The sequence below is a fragment of the Lysobacter sp. H23M47 genome (assembly GCF_015209765.1).
GTDB lineage: Bacteria > Pseudomonadota > Gammaproteobacteria > Xanthomonadales > Xanthomonadaceae > Novilysobacter > Novilysobacter avium.
The window spans coordinates 1,043,860-1,060,689 of record NZ_CP063658.1 but is presented as its reverse complement, the minus strand read 5'-3'; the positions used below and the strand labels follow the sequence as shown (position 1 = coordinate 1,060,689).

General features: G+C 64.2%; 18 protein-coding genes and 2 tRNA genes. 16 read left to right on the top strand and 4 right to left on the bottom strand.

Translation table 11 applies throughout. The features are described from left to right. Positions 1 to 116 precede the first annotated feature (116 nt). From INQ43_RS04840 to INQ43_RS04775, 14 genes are all read left to right on the top strand, one after another. Entirely contained in the window at positions 117 to 1,397 is a 1,281-nt protein-coding gene (locus tag INQ43_RS04840) for an FHA domain-containing protein (protein WP_194037275.1), read from the top strand. A gap of 28 nt (positions 1,398 to 1,425) precedes the next feature. Then, a complete protein-coding gene (locus tag INQ43_RS04835; protein ID WP_193986664.1) occupies positions 1,426 to 1,749 on the top strand; it encodes a hypothetical protein in 324 nt (107 codons plus the stop codon). Between the two features lie 26 nt (positions 1,750 to 1,775). Beyond that, positions 1,776 to 2,210: a hypothetical protein gene (locus tag INQ43_RS04830; RefSeq protein WP_194037274.1), complete on the top strand. Its 435-nt coding sequence runs from the start codon at positions 1,776 to 1,778 to the stop codon at positions 2,208 to 2,210. A gap of 12 nt (positions 2,211 to 2,222) precedes the next feature. Beyond that, positions 2,223 to 2,999, top strand: coding sequence for a type III secretion inner membrane ring lipoprotein SctJ (gene sctJ / locus INQ43_RS04825; protein ID WP_194037273.1), 777 nt, complete (start codon positions 2,223 to 2,225; stop codon positions 2,997 to 2,999). After that, positions 2,999 to 3,613 carry a hypothetical protein gene (locus tag INQ43_RS04820; RefSeq protein ID WP_194037272.1) on the top strand — a complete coding sequence of 205 codons (615 nt, stop codon included), beginning with the start codon at positions 2,999 to 3,001 and terminating at the stop codon, positions 3,611 to 3,613. Before sctJ ends, INQ43_RS04820 begins: the two co-directional genes overlap by 1 nt. Positions 3,614 to 3,646: 33 nt before the next feature. Next, positions 3,647 to 4,396, top strand: a complete 750-nt coding sequence (locus INQ43_RS04815) for a FliH/SctL family protein (protein WP_194037271.1) — start codon at positions 3,647 to 3,649, stop codon at positions 4,394 to 4,396. After that, positions 4,393 to 5,730, top strand: coding sequence for a FliI/YscN family ATPase (locus tag INQ43_RS04810; RefSeq protein ID WP_228062621.1), 1,338 nt, complete (start codon positions 4,393 to 4,395; stop codon positions 5,728 to 5,730). Before INQ43_RS04815 ends, INQ43_RS04810 begins: the two co-directional genes overlap by 4 nt. Further along, positions 5,727 to 6,215, top strand: a complete 489-nt coding sequence (locus tag INQ43_RS04805; RefSeq protein WP_194037270.1) for a hypothetical protein — start codon at positions 5,727 to 5,729, stop codon at positions 6,213 to 6,215. Before INQ43_RS04810 ends, INQ43_RS04805 begins: the two co-directional genes overlap by 4 nt. Positions 6,216 to 6,223: 8 nt before the next feature. Next, positions 6,224 to 6,883 (top strand): hypothetical protein, encoded by a 660-nt coding sequence (locus INQ43_RS04800; protein WP_194037269.1) that lies wholly within the window; start codon positions 6,224 to 6,226, stop codon positions 6,881 to 6,883. 127 nt (positions 6,884 to 7,010) lie between these two features. Next, positions 7,011 to 7,235, top strand: coding sequence for a hypothetical protein (locus tag INQ43_RS04795; protein ID WP_043958468.1), 225 nt, complete (start codon positions 7,011 to 7,013; stop codon positions 7,233 to 7,235). Beyond that, positions 7,225 to 7,596 carry a hypothetical protein gene (locus INQ43_RS04790; RefSeq protein ID WP_194037268.1) on the top strand — a complete coding sequence of 124 codons (372 nt, stop codon included), beginning with the start codon at positions 7,225 to 7,227 and terminating at the stop codon, positions 7,594 to 7,596. The genes INQ43_RS04795 and INQ43_RS04790 overlap by 11 nt, the downstream gene beginning before the upstream one ends. A 31-nt stretch (positions 7,597 to 7,627) precedes the next feature. Then, on the top strand, positions 7,628 to 8,098 hold the full coding sequence (locus INQ43_RS04785; RefSeq protein ID WP_194037267.1) for a hypothetical protein: 471 nt from the start codon (positions 7,628 to 7,630) through the stop codon (positions 8,096 to 8,098). Between the two features lie 143 nt (positions 8,099 to 8,241). Continuing rightward, positions 8,242 to 8,586: a hypothetical protein gene (locus tag INQ43_RS04780; RefSeq protein WP_043958465.1), complete on the top strand. Its 345-nt coding sequence runs from the start codon at positions 8,242 to 8,244 to the stop codon at positions 8,584 to 8,586. Between the two features lie 97 nt (positions 8,587 to 8,683). Beyond that, on the top strand, positions 8,684 to 9,457 hold the full coding sequence (locus INQ43_RS04775; RefSeq protein ID WP_194037266.1) for a DUF6683 family protein: 774 nt from the start codon (positions 8,684 to 8,686) through the stop codon (positions 9,455 to 9,457). 52 nt (positions 9,458 to 9,509) lie between these two features. Here INQ43_RS04775 and INQ43_RS04770 read toward each other — a convergent pair. Together INQ43_RS04770 and uvrB are read right to left on the bottom strand one after the other, a co-directional pair. Next, a tRNA-Val gene (locus tag INQ43_RS04770) sits at positions 9,510 to 9,584 on the bottom strand. 79 nt (positions 9,585 to 9,663) lie between these two features. Further along, positions 9,664 to 11,751, bottom strand: coding sequence for an excinuclease ABC subunit UvrB (gene uvrB, locus INQ43_RS04765; protein ID WP_194037265.1), 2,088 nt, complete (start codon positions 11,749 to 11,751; stop codon positions 9,664 to 9,666). 202 nt (positions 11,752 to 11,953) lie between these two features. On the opposite strand from uvrB, the gene INQ43_RS04760 reads away from it, so the two are divergent. Together INQ43_RS04760 and INQ43_RS04755 are read left to right on the top strand one after the other, a co-directional pair. After that, positions 11,954 to 12,445: a GspH/FimT family pseudopilin gene (locus tag INQ43_RS04760; protein ID WP_255518475.1), complete on the top strand. Its 492-nt coding sequence runs from the start codon at positions 11,954 to 11,956 to the stop codon at positions 12,443 to 12,445. A gap of 51 nt (positions 12,446 to 12,496) precedes the next feature. Beyond that, a tRNA-Asn gene (locus INQ43_RS04755) sits at positions 12,497 to 12,570 on the top strand. A gap of 119 nt (positions 12,571 to 12,689) precedes the next feature. Here the strand turns inward: INQ43_RS04755 and INQ43_RS04750 are convergent. Then, positions 12,690 to 13,142 carry a type IV pilin protein gene (locus INQ43_RS04750; protein WP_305058229.1) on the bottom strand — a complete coding sequence of 151 codons (453 nt, stop codon included), beginning with the start codon at positions 13,140 to 13,142 and terminating at the stop codon, positions 12,690 to 12,692. 4 nt (positions 13,143 to 13,146) lie between these two features. Beyond that, positions 13,147 to 16,785: a PilC/PilY family type IV pilus protein gene (locus tag INQ43_RS04745; RefSeq protein WP_194037263.1), complete on the bottom strand. Its 3,639-nt coding sequence runs from the start codon at positions 16,783 to 16,785 to the stop codon at positions 13,147 to 13,149. Positions 16,786 to 16,830: the final 45 nt, after the last annotated feature.

Here is a 16,830-nt window from a genome sequence, read left to right as displayed (position 1 = left end):
TGCAAGGAGAAATTCCAATGATCGACGACATCGTCCCCGATCCAGACCAGGTCTCCGCTACGCCGGAGACGCCTCGGCAGCCCGGGGCAACTGCGGTCGGGACAGAAGAAAAATCCATGACTGCCAAGCCCGCCACGAAGCTGGTTCTGCGGATTCTTGCCGGCCTCCACATCGGCGCCAGCCGGATCCTGGGGGATCAGGAGATGCTGCTGGTCGGCAGCGGTGAGGACTGCGACATCGTGCTTTCCGATGACGGCGTCGCGCCCCATCACGCCATGCTGCTGCGCAACGGCGACTCACTGGCACTGCGGGCGATCGATGCACCAGCCGGTTTCGCCGGTGACCCGCTGTACCCGGGCGACCCCATCGAGTTGCAGCTTGGCGCCCCGGTTCGATTGGGCGATGCGAGCTTTGCCGTGGGTGATGCCAGCGATCCAAAATGGATGCCTGCCGACGGCCTCGATGAAGTCGAGCAGACGCCGTTGAATGCGCGACGCGCGGTGCGCCCCGGGCTGTCCAGGACACTGGCCGGGCTGGCCGTGCTTTCACTCGTCTCCGCCGGTATCTACGCGTCGGTGCGCCCCGCCGCAGCGCCCGTCCCGAGTATCGAAGACCAGGTCGCAGCACTCGTGACCACCTACGACATCGGCGACAACACGGTATCGACCAACGACGCAGGCATGACCGTGCTGACCGGAACAGTGCCCGACAGCGTCTCCCGCGCCCGTATCCAGCAACATGTCGAGTCGAACGAAATTCCCATCCGACTCAACCTGCGCACAGGGGAGGACGTCGCCGCGGACGTCGCCGAGGTGCTGCGCAGCCAGGGCATCACCGCGCGCACCCGCTATCTGGGCAACGGCGACGTTGAGGTGAGCGGACGTTTCGAGGACCAGGACAAGCTGCGCGCGGCCGCGACTTCCCGAGCGATGATCGACGTCACCGGCATCAACCGCGTGATCCCGCGCAACTACGCCGACGAGGACGCCAAGTCACTCCCGCGCGCAACGGTGCCGGTAGAGCGGACCCGCATCGTGTCGATCGTGGGCGGTGACGATTCCTACGTCCTCGCCGCCGACGGCACGCGTTACGCGGTGGGAGCCGAACTCCCAGATGATCGCGGCACGCTCGTCGCTATTGGCAAGTCCGCGTGGGCACTGGTCGACGGCAAGGTCAACCAGGTCAAACCCGATCCGCCGGTCGAGGTCGATGAACCCGCTGCGGCAGGCGTGTCAGGCGATGAAAGCACCCGCGGTATAGCCACGGCCGCGGATTCCGGCAGCAAGAGCTCCCGGCCCTCGCCCGCGGAAGCTGCGAAGAAGACGCAGGAAGCCCGCCCCACCGATGCAGTCGCCAGGCAATTCGTTGCCGCCAATCCACGCACCAACCGGATGTAACCCGCCAAGGGAATCAAGGAGAAACCTCATGAGCATCAACGCCAACGATCCGAACGCGCCCGTCACCACCTTCATCGCCACCGCGAGCAGTGGCAGCACCCGCAGCAGCGTGTCCTCCGGCGACAGCGGCAGCTGGTACGAGGCGATGTCCCGCGCCTGGGGCCAGACACTTGACGGCCAGGCGGCGCGCGTGACGCAACTGTCGGATGCCATCGCCTCGGGTGGCGACCAGCCTTCCAACATGGTCCAGCTGACCGCCGAAAGCCTGCGCATGCAGTTCATGTCCAACAACGCGGCGACCTCGCAGAACGCTGTCGGCCACGCACTGGAAACGCTCGGCAAGCGCCAGTAATTCCAAACCTTCGCGAGGACACGATCATGATCGAAGCAATCCAGGTATCGGCGCTCGACGCCGCAAAAACCGGCGCCGGAGGTCTGTCGCCGGCCCAGCAGCCGCCAACATCGCAAGCGCAGGCCACACCGTTCGACGTGCGTGATTTCGCGGCGACGATGGAGCGCACTGGCGCGGCACCCAATGCGAACGCGCCGGCGCCGGTGTCGCCGCCAACGGTGTCGGAGCCATCGCAGGGAACGCGGGCCGTGCTGGGCGCCCTCGACGGCCTCAATGGCGGCGCGGACAAGATCGAGTCGATGTCGCAGATCCTGACCGCCAACGGGGCCGATCTCACTCCGGGCGAGATGATCCAGCTCACCATGCGCAGCCACCAGTTCCTGTTCACCGCGCAGTTGACCTCCAACGTTGCCAACCGTTCCTCTGACGGCATCCAGCAATTGTTCCGTCAGCAGTCGTAAGCAGGAGCACGCATGAACCTTCGCAACCGGGCATTCCCCTGGCGCATCACCTGCCTCGTCCTGACCTGCCTGCTGCTGGCCGCCTGCAACCGGGTAACGCTCTACAACGAGCTGGACGAGCAACAGGCCAACCAGGTCATGGCGGCACTGCTCGGGTCCGGGGTTTCATCGGAAAAAGCGCCGTCCTCCAGCAAGAAGGGTTGGGAAGTGCGGGTCAACCGGGGCGACTTCCCGTACGCGATGCAGGTGCTCAACTCGCAGGGCCTGCCCCACGCCAGCTACCGCTCGATGGGCGAGATCTTCAAGAAGGAAGGTTTCGTGTCCTCGGCGATGGACGAGCGCGCCCGCTACATGGACGGGCTGCAGCAGGAGATCGCGCGGACCCTGTCGCGGATCGACGGCGTCGTGGAAGCGCGCGTTCATATCGCCCTGCCGCCGCCGGACCCGCTGGGTGGCCGCGACAGCGACTCCTCGGCATCCGTGATCATCTTCGAGCGCCCCGGCGCGAAGCTGCGTGACCGCGAAACCGACCTGAAGGTCTTCATCAAGGACAGCGTGGAAGGCCTGGCAGACGTCAACAAGGTCACCATCAAGTTCTTCACCATCGCCGCTCCGGGGGCGGCTGACCAGCAAACGAATGCACCGATTGCCATGTCATCGATGGGCCCGATGGCGCTGGTGGCGGTCGTGCTGGCCGCCCTGCTCGGGCTGGGCATCGCATTTCGCGGAAAGCTGCGCGCGCGTCTGAGTCCAGCGGCCGAGGCAAAGCCACCGGCCTGGAGTGATTGATGGATACGGCGCCCGGCTTGCACACGGTGATTGAAGGCACCGACGCCAGCTGGCTGGACGAATTTGATTCCACATTGCTTGCCGCGGCGCGTTGCAGTCCGCTGGGACGCCGCCTGCTGGCGCGCACGCTCGCACGCGGCGCGGCCTCGACGCTGCTGGCGCCCGCTCCGAAGCCAGCGCTGGATCGCGTCGTAGCACGCTGGTCACCGGAAAAACTGCGCTCCTTGGTGCGCAATATCGGCGTTCTGGCGTTCGCGCCCGCGATCCGTTCCGAGGTCGGCCGCGAGCCGGTGCGCCGCCTCAAGCTGGCGCTCGACAAGCGCTACCTGCTGGCGCTGGATCGCAATGTCTGGGATGGCGAGGTGCCGCGTGACGTGCAGGTCCGGCTACAGCAGGCGATGCGCACCGCGCTTGAGGAAACCGACCCCACGCCTGGGCTGCTCTCGCTGTTCGACCGCCACGGCTGCGCCGAACTGCGCGCCTGGGCGCATCCGCGTGATCCGGCGTTCACCGAGTGGCTGGCGCTTCTGCATCCGCGTGAGCAGGCGTTGCCGCCGACGCACCTGCCTCCCTCGGCGGTGCAACAGCTCTATTCCGTCCACGCGGGCAACTGACCCACCCGAGCCGAAGAAGCAGATATCGACACCATGCGTTCAGACGATCAGTCCAGCAGCTTTTCCACGGCATCCCCGGCCACCCGGAGGCCGCATGGCGGTGTTGGCGTCATGGAGCCGGGGCGTTTCGAGCGCGTGCTGGCCGGCAACATCGTGCCGCCGGATTCCTGGGAGCGACTGGCCGACGTCGATGCCGTGGTCGAGCAGGTCAACGCCTTGCACACACAGGCCAGCGAGCAGATCGAGCAGGCGCGCAAGGAAGCGGCGGCGGCGGGATACGCCGAAGGCATCGCCCGCGCCCAGACGCAGATGACCGAGCAGCTCGCATCACTCAATGAACGGCGCGCCCGCGTGCTCGGCGAGGCCCAGCAGCGCGTGATCGACTTGGCCTGCGCGATCGTTGCGCGCCTGGCGCCGGGATTCGATCCGGCCCAGGTTGCGCCATCGCTGGTCATGGAGGCCGTAGAGGCGGCGCAGGCCGAGCAATTCCTGCTGATCCGCGTGCATCCCTCGGTACGCGAATCGGTGACGGCCGGTCTTGGCGCCGTCCGCCAGGCGCACCCGGCCGTCGGCGTGATCGAGCTGGTGGATGACGAGAGCCTGGACCCGCTGAGCTGCGTGGTCGTGTCCGAGGCGGGACAGGTGCGCGCCGGGATCGCCCAGCAGATCGAAGCGATCCGCTCCGCGCTGGCGGCACACACGCCGGCGGTGGATCCCGATGCTGAGGCGGAAGCCGGTGGGTCGGATCAAGGCGCCGGCGCCTCGCGCGGTAATTCCACGTGAGCACGCTGCTTGGCAACGAACAGGACGCGCTGCTCGCCGGCGCCCTGAACCGCGCACGCACCGTCGAGCGGGTCGGCAAGGTCGCCGAGGCCTACGGCACCCTGATCCGGGCGACCGGCCTGAAGGCCGCGATCGGCGAGTTGTGCGAACTGCGCAATCCGCCGCATGAAGGTCCCGCCGACTTCCACCTCGCCGCCGAGGTGGTTGGGGTGTCCCGCCAGCACACCCTGCTGACGCCGCTGGGCGCGCTGGACGGGGTGTCGGCGACCACCGAGGTCTATGCGACCGGACGCCAGGCCACCGTGCTCGCCGGCGATGGTCTGCTGGGTCGCGTCCTGGATGCCCACGGCAACCCGATCGATGGCCTCGGACCGATCAGTGGCGGCGTGCCGGCGCCCATCTACGCCAGTTCGCCCAACCCGCTCTCGCGAAAGTTGATCGACCGGCCGTTTTCGACCGGCGTGCGGGCGATCGACAGCGTCATGAGCGTTGGCGAGGGCCAGCGACTGGGCATCTTCGCTGTCGCCGGCGGCGGCAAGAGCACGCTGCTTGGGATGCTGGCGCGGGGCGGCGATGCCGACGTCAACATCATCGCCCTGGTCGGCGAACGCGGCCGCGAGGTCAACGAATTCATCCTCGACAACCTGGGCGCCGAAGGTCTGGCGCGCTCTGTGGTCATCGTGGCTACTTCCGACCGTCCCGCGCTGGAGCGCAGCCGCGCGGCCTGGGTCGCCACCGCGATCGCCGAGCACTTCCGCGATCGCGGCCAGCGCGCGCTGTTGCTCCTCGATTCCGTGACCCGTTTCGCCCGCGCCCTGCGCGATGTCGGACTGGCGGTGGGCGAGCCCCCGGCCCGTCGCGGTTATCCGCCCTCCGTCTTCAGCGCCCTGCCGGGGCTGTTCGAGCGGGCCGGCAACAACGACAAGGGCAGTATCACCGCGTTCTACACCGTCTTGATGGAGGACGAGGACGGCAGCGACCCGATCGCCGAAGAGGTCCGTTCGATCCTCGACGGCCACGTCGTGCTCTCGCGCAAGCTCGCGGCCGCCTACCACTACCCCGCCATCGACGTGCTCGGCAGCCTCAGCCGGACGATGCCGCGTCTGGTCGACCGCACCCATCAGCACGCTGCCGGGCAATTGCGGAAGTACCTGGCCAAGTACCAGGACATCGAACTGTTGCTGCAGCTTGGCGAGTACCAGCGCGGCACCGATCCCGAGGCGGACATCGCCATCGACCGCATCGAGCCCATCCGCCGCCTGCTGCAACAGCCGGCGACCGAGCTGGTGCCGTTCGAACGCTCCGCCGACGCGCTGCGCAGGCTGTTCCCATGAAGCGCTATCCCCTGGCGACGCTCATCCGCCTGCGCGAGCACCGCACCCAGGCCGCGCAGCAACTGGTGCTTCAGCACCAGCGCGAAGTCGCGGCGAAGCGCGCCACCTGCATGGAGATCGAGCGTCACATCGACGCCTTGGGCGAGGAGCGTGCGCGCCAGCGCCGCCAACTGCTCGATCCGCCGCCGGCCGGCATTGCCTGGCCGATGGCGCTGGCGCAGCGCGAGGCCCACATCGAGCTGCTGCAGCAGCAGACGGAACTGGCGCACCAGCAGTTGCTCCGCGCCCAGCAGTTGCTGACCGAAGCCGAGGCGGAGCTGCAAAAGGTGCGCGAGGCGTTTTTCCGCATCAAGGCCCGCGAGGATGCGCTCAAGAAGCGCAAGGACCTGTGGCGCGAAGAACAGCACGCCAAAGAACTTCGCCAGGAAGAACTTGCTTCGGCGGAACTGCTGCACCGCCGCACCCCTCCCAACGCCTTCCACTGAGGTATGCCATGAGCATCATCCGCGACAGTGCGTCCGCGCCCTCCTCCGACAGCATCGACAATTCCCGCAATCGCGACTCCGCGCGCGATCCGCAGCGCGCGGTTGACCCGGCGGACCGGCAGCGCTTCCAGCACCTCATGCGCGAGGGACAGCTGAAGGGCCAGGGCGACTCCCAAGCTGCCGCGCGCAAGGGCGAGGAACTGGCCGGCGAGCGCGTCAACCGCAGTTTCCCCAGCCAGCAGGACACGAGCTCCGTGCGCGATCCAGGCAAGGTGTCCGCCGAACCGCTGCCGCCGGCCGAAGTCGCCGCGATATGGCAGGCCCAGAACCTCGCCCACCAGGCCTCAGGGACCGCCAGCGCGCTACCGGCACCTCCGGTCAATTCCACCGCATTCGCCGAACTGCTCGAGCGCCACGTTCGCCAGCTTGCGGTCAGCGAGGGCTCGGCAAGCAGCGAGGATGGCCAGGTCCTGCTGCGCATGGCCGACACGACGCTGGCCGGCACCGACCTCCTGTTGAGCCGGACCTCGGACGGCTGGCTCCTGCGCGCCGACGTGCGCTCGCGCGACAGTTTCGACGCGATCCAGCAGGCCGGCAGCCAGCTCAGCGAACGCTTTGCCCAACGCGGACTGGGCGCCCTCACCATCGACCCCCGTCTCACCGAGTAAGGAGCGCCGCGCAGCACCCTCGGGCAACACCTAGGTGGGGTCAGCCCCAATACCCAACCGGCAGTCGGTGCGGATACTTGACCATGAATCAACCCGCACCACTCTTTTCAGCAACCGGAGAAACCCCATGTCCTTGATCGGTGACATTGTCCAATCCGTCAGCAAAATGGTTGGTACCGCGATCGGCGGCCCGCTGGGCGGCATGATCGGCAACATCGTCGGTGACATCATCGGCGACGTGTTCGACCAGGCCATCTCGGCCGCCTTCAGCCGTGCCAACATCCCGACCGACGTCAGCCAGTACTTCAGCGCCGCCTACTCGTCAGGTTTTGCCGACGGCTATGGCAGCTGACCAACTGCCGCCGTTCGACATCCCAACCGCGGTGGCGTCAGCCTCCGCGGTTGCCGGTGACCGGCCCGCTCCGGGCGACGGTGACAACCGCGAATGGATCGGCCGCATCGAGGAGCTCAAGGGCGATGGCGGCATCAATGCCGACGACGAGTCCACCCTCATCCGCCATGTAAGCGAGCAACGCGAGTCGCTCGAGCAGGCGCTGGAGCGGATCATGCCCGAGTACAAGCAGCGCCTGGCCGACGATGGCAAGGACAGCGCTGACCGTTGGCTCGGCGAGAAAGCCCGCGCGCTGGGCGAGGAACACGGCCGGGAAAGTCGACGGGTCGTCGACGGTCTCGACGCCAGTCAATCCCCCTGACTTTTTCCACCGTCACCACAGGAAGCCGACGATGACCAGTTACGACACGCCATCCCGCACCGCGGACCACGAACAGATGCTCGCGCAACTGGATGCGTCACTGGCCGAGAACCCCGACGTCGATGCGGCGGATCGTGAAACCATCCTCCGCCACTTCCGTGAAGCGCTGGAAAACGAGGCAGCCTCTGCCAGCACGACGCAGAGCGTCGGACCTGACCGCGCCCAGTGGATGGAAACCCTCGACCTGCTGGTCGGCAACCAGATGCTCGACGAGTCCGACCGCAACGAGCTGGTGCGACAGTTCGACGATGCGCTGGGCAGCCTGCAGAACGACGCCTTGCGTACGGCGACCGAGTTCGCGCAGCGCTGCAGGGAGCAAGGCGAAGCGGCCGCACAGGCCTGGCTGACCGAGCAGATGGGTGCAGCGCAAACCGCTGCTTCCGCGGATCACGCGATGGGTCTGCCGGCCCACGTCGCCATGGCACTTCGACGCCGCCGATGAGCCCCAACGACTAGGGCACGCCCTAGCTAGTAAGCGATGCCGTCCACTAGCAGTATCAATCACACGCAACAGATCCCCATCCATCCCCCGGCCCAATCGTTCCAACCCGCTCTCGGCCAAATCCAACACAACGGAGAATCGACATGACTGCACAGGCTTCCAACAATTTCGCCATCGCCAAGATGGTCGTCCAGAACCTCCAGGCGGGTGACGCCAAGGGCGGCAAAGGCAAGAGCTGGCTGGTCGCGATCGCCCAGGCGCTGGGTGGCATCATGGGCGACAAGGCGGCCAAGCTGGTCGAGCTGACGGGCAAGATGGACAAGCTGGCTGCAGCGAATCCTGAGGACCAGAAGGCGGCGAAGCAGTTCCAGAAGACCATGATGGAGTTCCAGGCGCAGAGCCAGCTCTTCAGCATGATCTCCAACGCCAGCAGCACCGCCATCAAGTCGATCGGTGAAGGCATGACCACGGTAGCCCGCAAGCAGTAATCTCCCGGCTGCCCTGTTTCAACAAGCTTCACCAAAGTGTCACCACATGGCGATCCCGGGCTTCCGGGGTCGCCATGTGCTTTGTGGAGGATCTCCTATGCGAACCCAACTGAAATGCCTGTTGATCGGATTGGCCGGCGCGTCCCTTCTGGCGCCCGCGCATGCCCAGTGGTCACCCAGCCCTACCCTCGACATGGGCGTGAATTACGGCCAGATGGCACTCAGCCAGTCGGCGATCGGGGGCACCCGCGCGCTGAGCAAGAGCAGCAACAAGGCCATTGAATCACCGACACCCAGCGTGTCCCCAGCCAAAGCAAAGCAGCCGCCCTTCAATCCGCGATTCAAGTCGGACCCAAAGGTAAGCAAGCTGGTCGACCAGCGTTTCGCGCGCTACCTGGCCAGCGATCAGCCCAACGAGGAGGAAGCGTTGGCAATGGTGATGCGCGATCTTGAGGCCGGCCATTACCGCGCGGACTTCAAGAAGCTGCTCGACGCCAACGGCTTGGCATCCAATGACCTCATCGATGTCACCGCGGCCCACTACGCCGCCCTGTGGGAGGTCGTCAGGGGAACCGCGCTGACCCGCGCTCAGGTCACCTCCATCCGCAACCAGTTGCGCCAGGCCATGCGCGATGACCCGGAACTGGCCGCGATGGACGATGCGGATCGGCAGGAAATCGCGGAGACCTTCATGCTCCATACCGCGGCGGCACTGGGCGGTTACCGGACCCTCCAGGCCGGCGGCGACAAGAAGCTGCTGGCGCAATATCGCGACGGCGTGCAGCGCAACATGCTCCCCGACGGTCCGGACCTGAAAAGCGTGAGCGTGAACTCGGGCGGCTTCACCAGCGCGGTCCCGGCGCGCCACTGATCCACCCAAAAAAAACGGCAGACCTGCGAAGGCCTGCCGTTTTCATTGGATGTGGTGGGCGGTGAGGGTTTCGAACCCCCGACCCCTACCATGTCAAGGTAGTGCTCTACCACTGAGCTAACCGCCCCATTCGCCAAACTCATGAACCCGGCGAGAGGGCGCGCAGTTTAGCCCGCCAGCGGCGCTTCGGCAACAGCTTTCATCCGCTAGACGCCGAAGCCCTGCTGTTTCAGCAGGTGCAACTGGTCGCGCACGGCGCCGGCCTCCTCGAATTCCAGATCCCGCGCGTGCTGGTACATCTTCTGCTCGAGCTTCTTGATCCTCGCCGCCAGCTGGGCAGGATTGAGCGCCGCGTACTCCGCCAGCTCCTCGGCGATCTGACGCGCGCGATTGCGCTCCTTCAGCGCGGCCGGATCCACACGCGCGCCCTCCATGACATCCATCACGGCGCGATTCACCGACGTCGGCGTGATGCCGTGCTCGGTGTTGTACTCGACCTGCTTGCCGCGCCGCCGCTCGGTCTCCTCGATCGCCCGCTTCATCGAGTCGGTGACCTTGTCCGCGTACAGGATCGCCTTGCCGCGCACGTTGCGGGCCGCGCGGCCGATGGTCTGGATCAATGAGCCGGTCGAGCGCAGGAAGCCCTCCTTGTCGGCGTCCAGGATCGCCACCAGCGACACCTCGGGCATGTCCAGGCCCTCGCGCAGCAGGTTGATCCCCACCACCACATCGAATTTGCCCAGGCGCAGGTCGCGGATGATCTCCACCCGCTCGACCGTGTCGATGTCGGAGTGCAGGTAACGCACGCGCACATCGTGCTCGGCGAGGTATTCGGTGAGGTTCTCGGCCATGCGCTTGGTCAGCGTCGTGATCAGCACGCGGTCACCCATCGCGACGCGCAGGTTGATCTCGCCGAGCACGTCATCCACCTGGGTGGCGACGGGGCGCACCTCCACTTCCGGGTCGATCAGTCCTGTCGGACGCACGACCAGTTCGACGACCTGGCCTTCCGACTTCTCCAGCTCGTAGGCACGCGGCGTGGCGGACACGTAGATCGATCGCGGCGACCGCCCTTCCCACTCCTCGAAACGCAGTGGCCGGTTGTCGAGCGCGGACGGCAGGCGGAAACCGAACTCCACCAGGGTCTCCTTGCGCGACCGGTCGCCCTTGTACATCGCGCCGATCTGCGGAATGGTCACGTGCGACTCGTCCACCACCAGCAGCGCGTCGGGCGGCAGGTAGTCGAACAGGCACGGCGGCGGCTCGCCGGGCATGTGGCCAGTCAGGTGCCGGCTGTAGTTCTCCACGCCGTTGCAGTAGCCGACCTCTGCCAGCATCTCCAGATCGAACTGGGTGCGCTGCGCGAGCCGCTGCGCCTCCAGCAGCTTGTTCTGCGCGTACAACTGCTCCAGCCGCACGCGCAGCTCGTCCTTGATGGCATCCACGGCGTCCAGCACCGTGCGCCGCGTGGTGACGTAGTGGGACTTGGGATAGATCGTGTAGCGCTGCAGTTTGCGCAGGCTTTCGCCGGTCAGCGGGTCGAAAGTGGAGACGTTCTCGATCTCGCCATCGAACAGCTCGATCCGCACCGCCTCCATCTCGGACTCGGCCGGATGCACGTCGATCACCTCGCCACGCACGCGGTAGGTGCCGCGGCGCAGTTCGGTGTCGTTGCGCGAGTACTGCATCTCGGTGAGCCGGCGGATCAGCTCGCGCTGGTCGATGCGCTCGCCGCGCACCATGTGCAGCACCATGCGGAAGTACTCGTTTGGATCGCCCAGGCCGTAGATCGCCGAGACCGTGCACACGATGATCGCGTCGCGCCGCTCCAGCAGCGCCTTGGTCGCCGAGAGCCGCATCTGCTCGATGTGCTCGTTGACCGAACTGTCCTTCTCGATGAAGGTGTCCGACGACGCCACGTAAGCCTCGGGCTGGTAGTAGTCGTAGTAGCTGACGAAGTATTCGACCGCGTTGTTGGGGAAGAACGACTTGAACTCGCCGTACAGCTGCGCGGCCAGCGTCTTGTTGGGCGCCATCACCAGCGTCGGCTTCTGCACCTGCTGGATCACGTTGGCGATGGTGTAGGTCTTGCCCGACCCGGTGACGCCAAGCAGCGTCTGGTGGGCCAGCCCGGCCTCGAAGCCCTCCACGAGCTTCTCAATCGCCTGTGGCTGGTCGCCAGCCGGCGAGTAGGGCGATACCAGCTCAAAGGTTCCCTCGCGCTGCCGCGCGCCAGGGAAGCGCTCGGGAGGGGCATCGGTGACGGCGGATGGGGTGTGCGCTGCGTCGTTCATCGTATCCAAGCGTCGGAATGCTCAACGGGTCAGTGTAGGACCCCTTCGTGATGGGGGCGGACACGGCAAATCCCTACTGCCGGACGGCGGGTGACCGGATGGCTGTTCAGCGAGGCCAGCGCGATCCTTTGCCGCAATCGGATCAAAAGGACTGATGGCGATGAGGCAGGATGCCCGGGGTTTGACGTTGCTGGAGTTGCTGGTGGCGATCGCGGTGATGGGGGTGATGCTGGGGGTTGGGGTGCCTTCGTTTCAGAGCCTGCAGCGGCGGATGCGTGCAGACACGACGTTTCATATGATCACCAGTGCGCTGGCAACCGCCCGCGCGACGGCGGTGACGCGTGGCGTGCCGGTCAGCCTTTGTCCCAGCGCCGATGGGCTCCGCTGTGATCGCCACACCGCTTGGGAGAAGGGGTGGATCGTGTTCGAGGACGCTGACCGTGCAAGCCAGCCGGCCGCGGACAGCGCCGTCATGCAGCGCTTCGGAAGCTTGAAAGGTGGAGTCGTATTGCGCAGCACGGCAGGCAGGACACTGCTGCGCTTCCAGCCTAGCGGTATGTCAGCGGGCAGCAACCTCAGCCTGCGCCTTTGTTCCGAAGGCGACAGCACCTACCTGGGGAGCGTGGTCGTCAACAACGCCGGACGTGCGCGCACCGAGCGAAAGGAGAACGAGTCCTGCCCGTTCGCCTTGTAGGGGGTGCAAGCACTTGACCCCACGCGCACAGCGCTTACAATGCCCGTCCCCGCCCGAATAGCTCAGCTGGTTAGAGCACTTGACTGTTAATCAGGGGGTCGCTGGTTCGAGTCCAGCTTCGGGCGCAAAGTCAGCGATAAGAAAAGGCCACGAGAAATCGTGGCCTTTTCTTATGACCTGCTAGAAAAACCGCAGACGACACTTCAGCGGCGGTCGCTCGGCTACTCCTGCGTGACGCGACTGGTCACCAGCACTCCGCCGCATTGGACGCAGTACCTGTTCTACCCCGTGCTCCCTTCGCGTCCAAGGACAGCGTGCCGCATTTCGCATCCTTCTGCTTGGCGGTCGGCGTCGCAGTGAGCTGGTATGTCTTTGCACCCGGTGCGCCGCTGAAAGCAATCACATAGAAGTCGTCCACTCCCTGGCCACACTGCGCCGGCGCAGGCGCGTCCGCGTAGGTCATTTTCGTCGTGTAATAACGTTCCATGAACTGCGCGCGCTCCTGCAGACAGGTCGCAGCCGTGGCGCGGCGGGTTTTGGTGACGTGCGATTGGTAGCTGGGATAGGCGACTGCCGCGAGGATCGCGACAATCGCCACAACTATCATCAGCTCGATCAGGGTGAATCCACGTGCACGGATAGGACGGAAAATAGGTTCCTTCATCCCCACAACGGCAATCGCGCTGAGGCTAAACATCGAATTACTCCTTGATGAGTTCGCGCCAAGAGACGCGCCGGACGTTCATGGCGGATGCGTTGGTCTTTACAACGCTGTTGCTGCCGTCATCGAGTCCTGTGTACATGGTATCGCCGAGAAATATAGGGTTGTTGGGGCTGCTCTCATAGCCAATTCCCGACACCGGAACGCCGTTGAGCGTGTCTCCACTATCAAAGTTGCCGTCATCATTCACGTCGAAGAATGACTGTGCAAGGCGACCGCCTGTAAATGGCGAAATTGCCATCGTGAATCCCGTACCGCTGGGGCTGCACACGTCGGTCGAGTCCGGGATTCGCGTCGTTCCGATGAGTGCCAGTCCCTGGAAGAAATTGGGAACCACCATGCGCTCGCCACGCGCGCCGGCGCCTGGTGAGACAAGATCCATGTACCAACCGCGCGCGCCCGCACTTGAATAGGACTCGATCGCCCGGACCGTGACACCGCTTACATCGCCCTCCGCCAGGATGGCCGTGTTTTGGAGATCAGTCTGGGCGATCGGAAGCGGTCCCTTATCGATGATTCCGTACCAGCTCTGTACGTCCTTGTTCGCGATATCTGCCGAGTTGAGATAGCTGCCGGTGCCGAAGAATACCCAAGTCTCCAGAGTCGCGGGGTTCTTGGCGACCAGCGGCGTTGCCGTAATCGGCTTGGTCGTCCCGGCGGCGAACAACTTAGTCGCCGCTTTCGCACCGGTAAGGCCGCTCAGTTTCCACAGGTTTCCCTTGAGGTCGCCACCGTAGACCGTGTCCACGAACCCATCACCCGCGGACGACCACGCGTTGACTCCGGCCATGCCGTTGTCCCCCGCGACTCCGGTGTCGATCGTGGAGACCGCACCGCTGGCCACTCCCACCATGACCAGTTGGGCGCTGCCACCGGTGCTGTTCGGACCATTGCCAAGCAGCACGCGCCAATCACCGTCGGCGACCTGCGCAATGATCGGCTGTCCCAAGTTATTGCCCAAGGCAGGTACTTGAGCCTCACTTTTCTCCCAAAGCAGGGACGGGGTCGCAGGATCCGTCACGTCTAGCGCAAAGAGACTCCGCCCTCCGCGCCCCAGACTGCCCACCAACACGGTTTTCCACGCGCCACTCACGTACACGTCGGCGACCGTCAGGTTACCGTCGACGGTATAACGATGCTCATAGGCCGGGTCGGTATATCCCCCGGCGCCGGTGAGCTTTGCCATCGCGCCAGTCGGCACAAACGCGAAGATCTCCTTACCGGTTGCCGCATTGAAAGCGTGCAACATGCCGTCGTTTGCGCCGACGTATACCGCCGGTGTGCGGGTGGACGCACTTCCACCTACGAAAGCTGCGTAGCTGGTTGCGCCAGCAAAGGATTGTCCCAGATACAGGCGCGAGTTCGGAACACCGACATACACAGGCTGTGAGTTGACGATGTCTCCCAAAACGCTACGGCGCGCGCGAAAGGTGCCAAGCGGGGCTTCCTTCGAGCGGTCACCCCGCAAATACTTGATTTCATCGCTGGAGGCTCCGGAGAGTGGCGTGTCACCCAACTGACCGGCCTCAAAAGCGGCGAGCGTGCCGCTTTTGGCGAACAGTATCTTTCGTGATGGCTTGCTATCGACTACGGTCGAATTCAGTGGGCCCCAGTTCGGGAACTCACTGGTGGCCGACCAGACGGCGTTGAGCGCACCCGTGCCCACGTCCGCCGAATAGCCCGTCAGCTCACCGCCCCAGGATCCACCGTAGAACTGCGCCTGATAGGTCATCGCGCCCGCTTCGAGCTTTGTGCTGTTACTCGCAAACGAGCTGCCGGACCCGCGCATTTCCTGGATGATGTTCTGGAAGGCGCGCGTCAGGCTCTGCACCATCTTGTCGGCTTCACTGGCCACATAGAAGTTGTCAGGCCGCCTGTCGTTAGTGGAAAGAATCTCGCCTGTCGTTGTCCAGAGAGGGTCTGGCAAAGGCGCGGTGTTCGTATCGGGATTGAATCCCGCGGGCACTTTGAACCCACCGTACTTCGCCGCAAGCCAATACTGATTCCTTTTCCGGTCGAGGAGCACCTCATTCTCCCGGACATCGACCCAATGGGTCGAGACAGTCTGACGCCCCTTGGTCTGCGGCTTGCTCGCATCGTCGGGACGAATGTCGCGGGTATTCGAGTCGTAGGCGAGTCCTGCGATGTAGGCGGTATTGTTGCGCCCGGTGAACTCCTCGTCCACGCCACGAGTGATTCCCTCCATGACAAATATCTTCTTAGTCATTTCGGCAACGTCGATGCTCTTATCGGCTGCGACCGCCGCCGGCATTGCAGGATCCCCGGCACGGTATTTGCTACCGGGGAGGTTACCGTCGCGGTGCGTATTGACGTCGCCGATTCCCAAGATTGCATTTACTTGACAGCTGTAACGAATAGGGTCGTCCCAGTCGGTAATTACCGGGAACCCGTCAGCCAGTTGGTACTTAGTCCCGGACAGCGCCGAGTACTCGGGAACGTTGCCGATGTTTTTAAAGTAACGAATGGCCGTGTAGTAAAGCTCACTGACCGGATCCAGTCCCTTCGGCTTCGCCGTCGTCATGCGGCCAAACTTGTTGAGGTAGTTGATGACGCCGCTGTCCTGAATCGATGCATTTGTCGCCGTCGCATCCGAGCCATCGGGATTTTTGTAAAGGACGCCAGTGTCAGGATCCCACTCCCGACGCGGATTTGAAGTAACTCCATGCTCCGGATAATACGTCATCGGGCCCACATACTTCTGCCGCGCTCGCATTACGCCGCCGTCGCGATGCGCGCCGGAGTCGTTCAGATACCCGAATATGCTGAACCGAATTTGGGCTGCGTATTCCTGGATAAGTCCTTCCGGCTTGTAATTGTTACCGTACTTCACGCAATTTCCTTCGAGGAGCCCCGGCACGCAGACCTTGACCCGCATGCTTACTTCGTAGATCTTTTTCCTCTGTCCCTGATTATCCTGAAGATGGTCGCTGGATGGGTCGAACGCATGTGCCGAGTCCGACCCGAAGGTCCCGTCGGCCGTAAAATGCATCCTATAACCCAAGCCATGAATCTTTACCCTGAACTTCCCCCATTCTGCTGGGGTCATTTTCGATACAGTGATGGAGCTGCTTCCACTCGCCGGAATTGTCCTGTCGCTATATGCGCTTTGGCCATCATGACGCGCCTTCTGCAGCCAGGTTTCGCCGACCTCATCTTTGACACGGTCGCCTCCGGTCAAAGCCAAGCGAAAGGGATCGATGGTCTGGGTAGCCGCCCAGCTAAGGAAGTTGCCACTCCATAGATCTTCTCCGGAACAGTCGTGACCTGCTGTCACCTTTACCGGGAAAAAGTGGCGCTTTGTCTCGTCTTTATCGTAATGATACTTGTAGCACTTTTTCGCGTCGAAATAGCCCATGTAATCACGTGAGTTATCATACGCGCCGATATTCGCCTGGCTATCGATCGTCGGGAACTCGACCGACGGCACCAGCGCGAGGTTGCCCGGAACGTCGCTGCCAATATATAGCGGCGCTTGCGCGACTTCGACGGACGTCGCGGACATAGAGCTGAGAGCTGCGATCGCGCCAATCGCGAACGCGCCGAGGCGTGTTGCCAGCTTGGTAGGGAAGTGTCGATGTTTCGCGCTATTGATTTTCATAGTTTTCCTTGGCGAAAACGCCAAACGCCCTGCAGACAAGCCTCA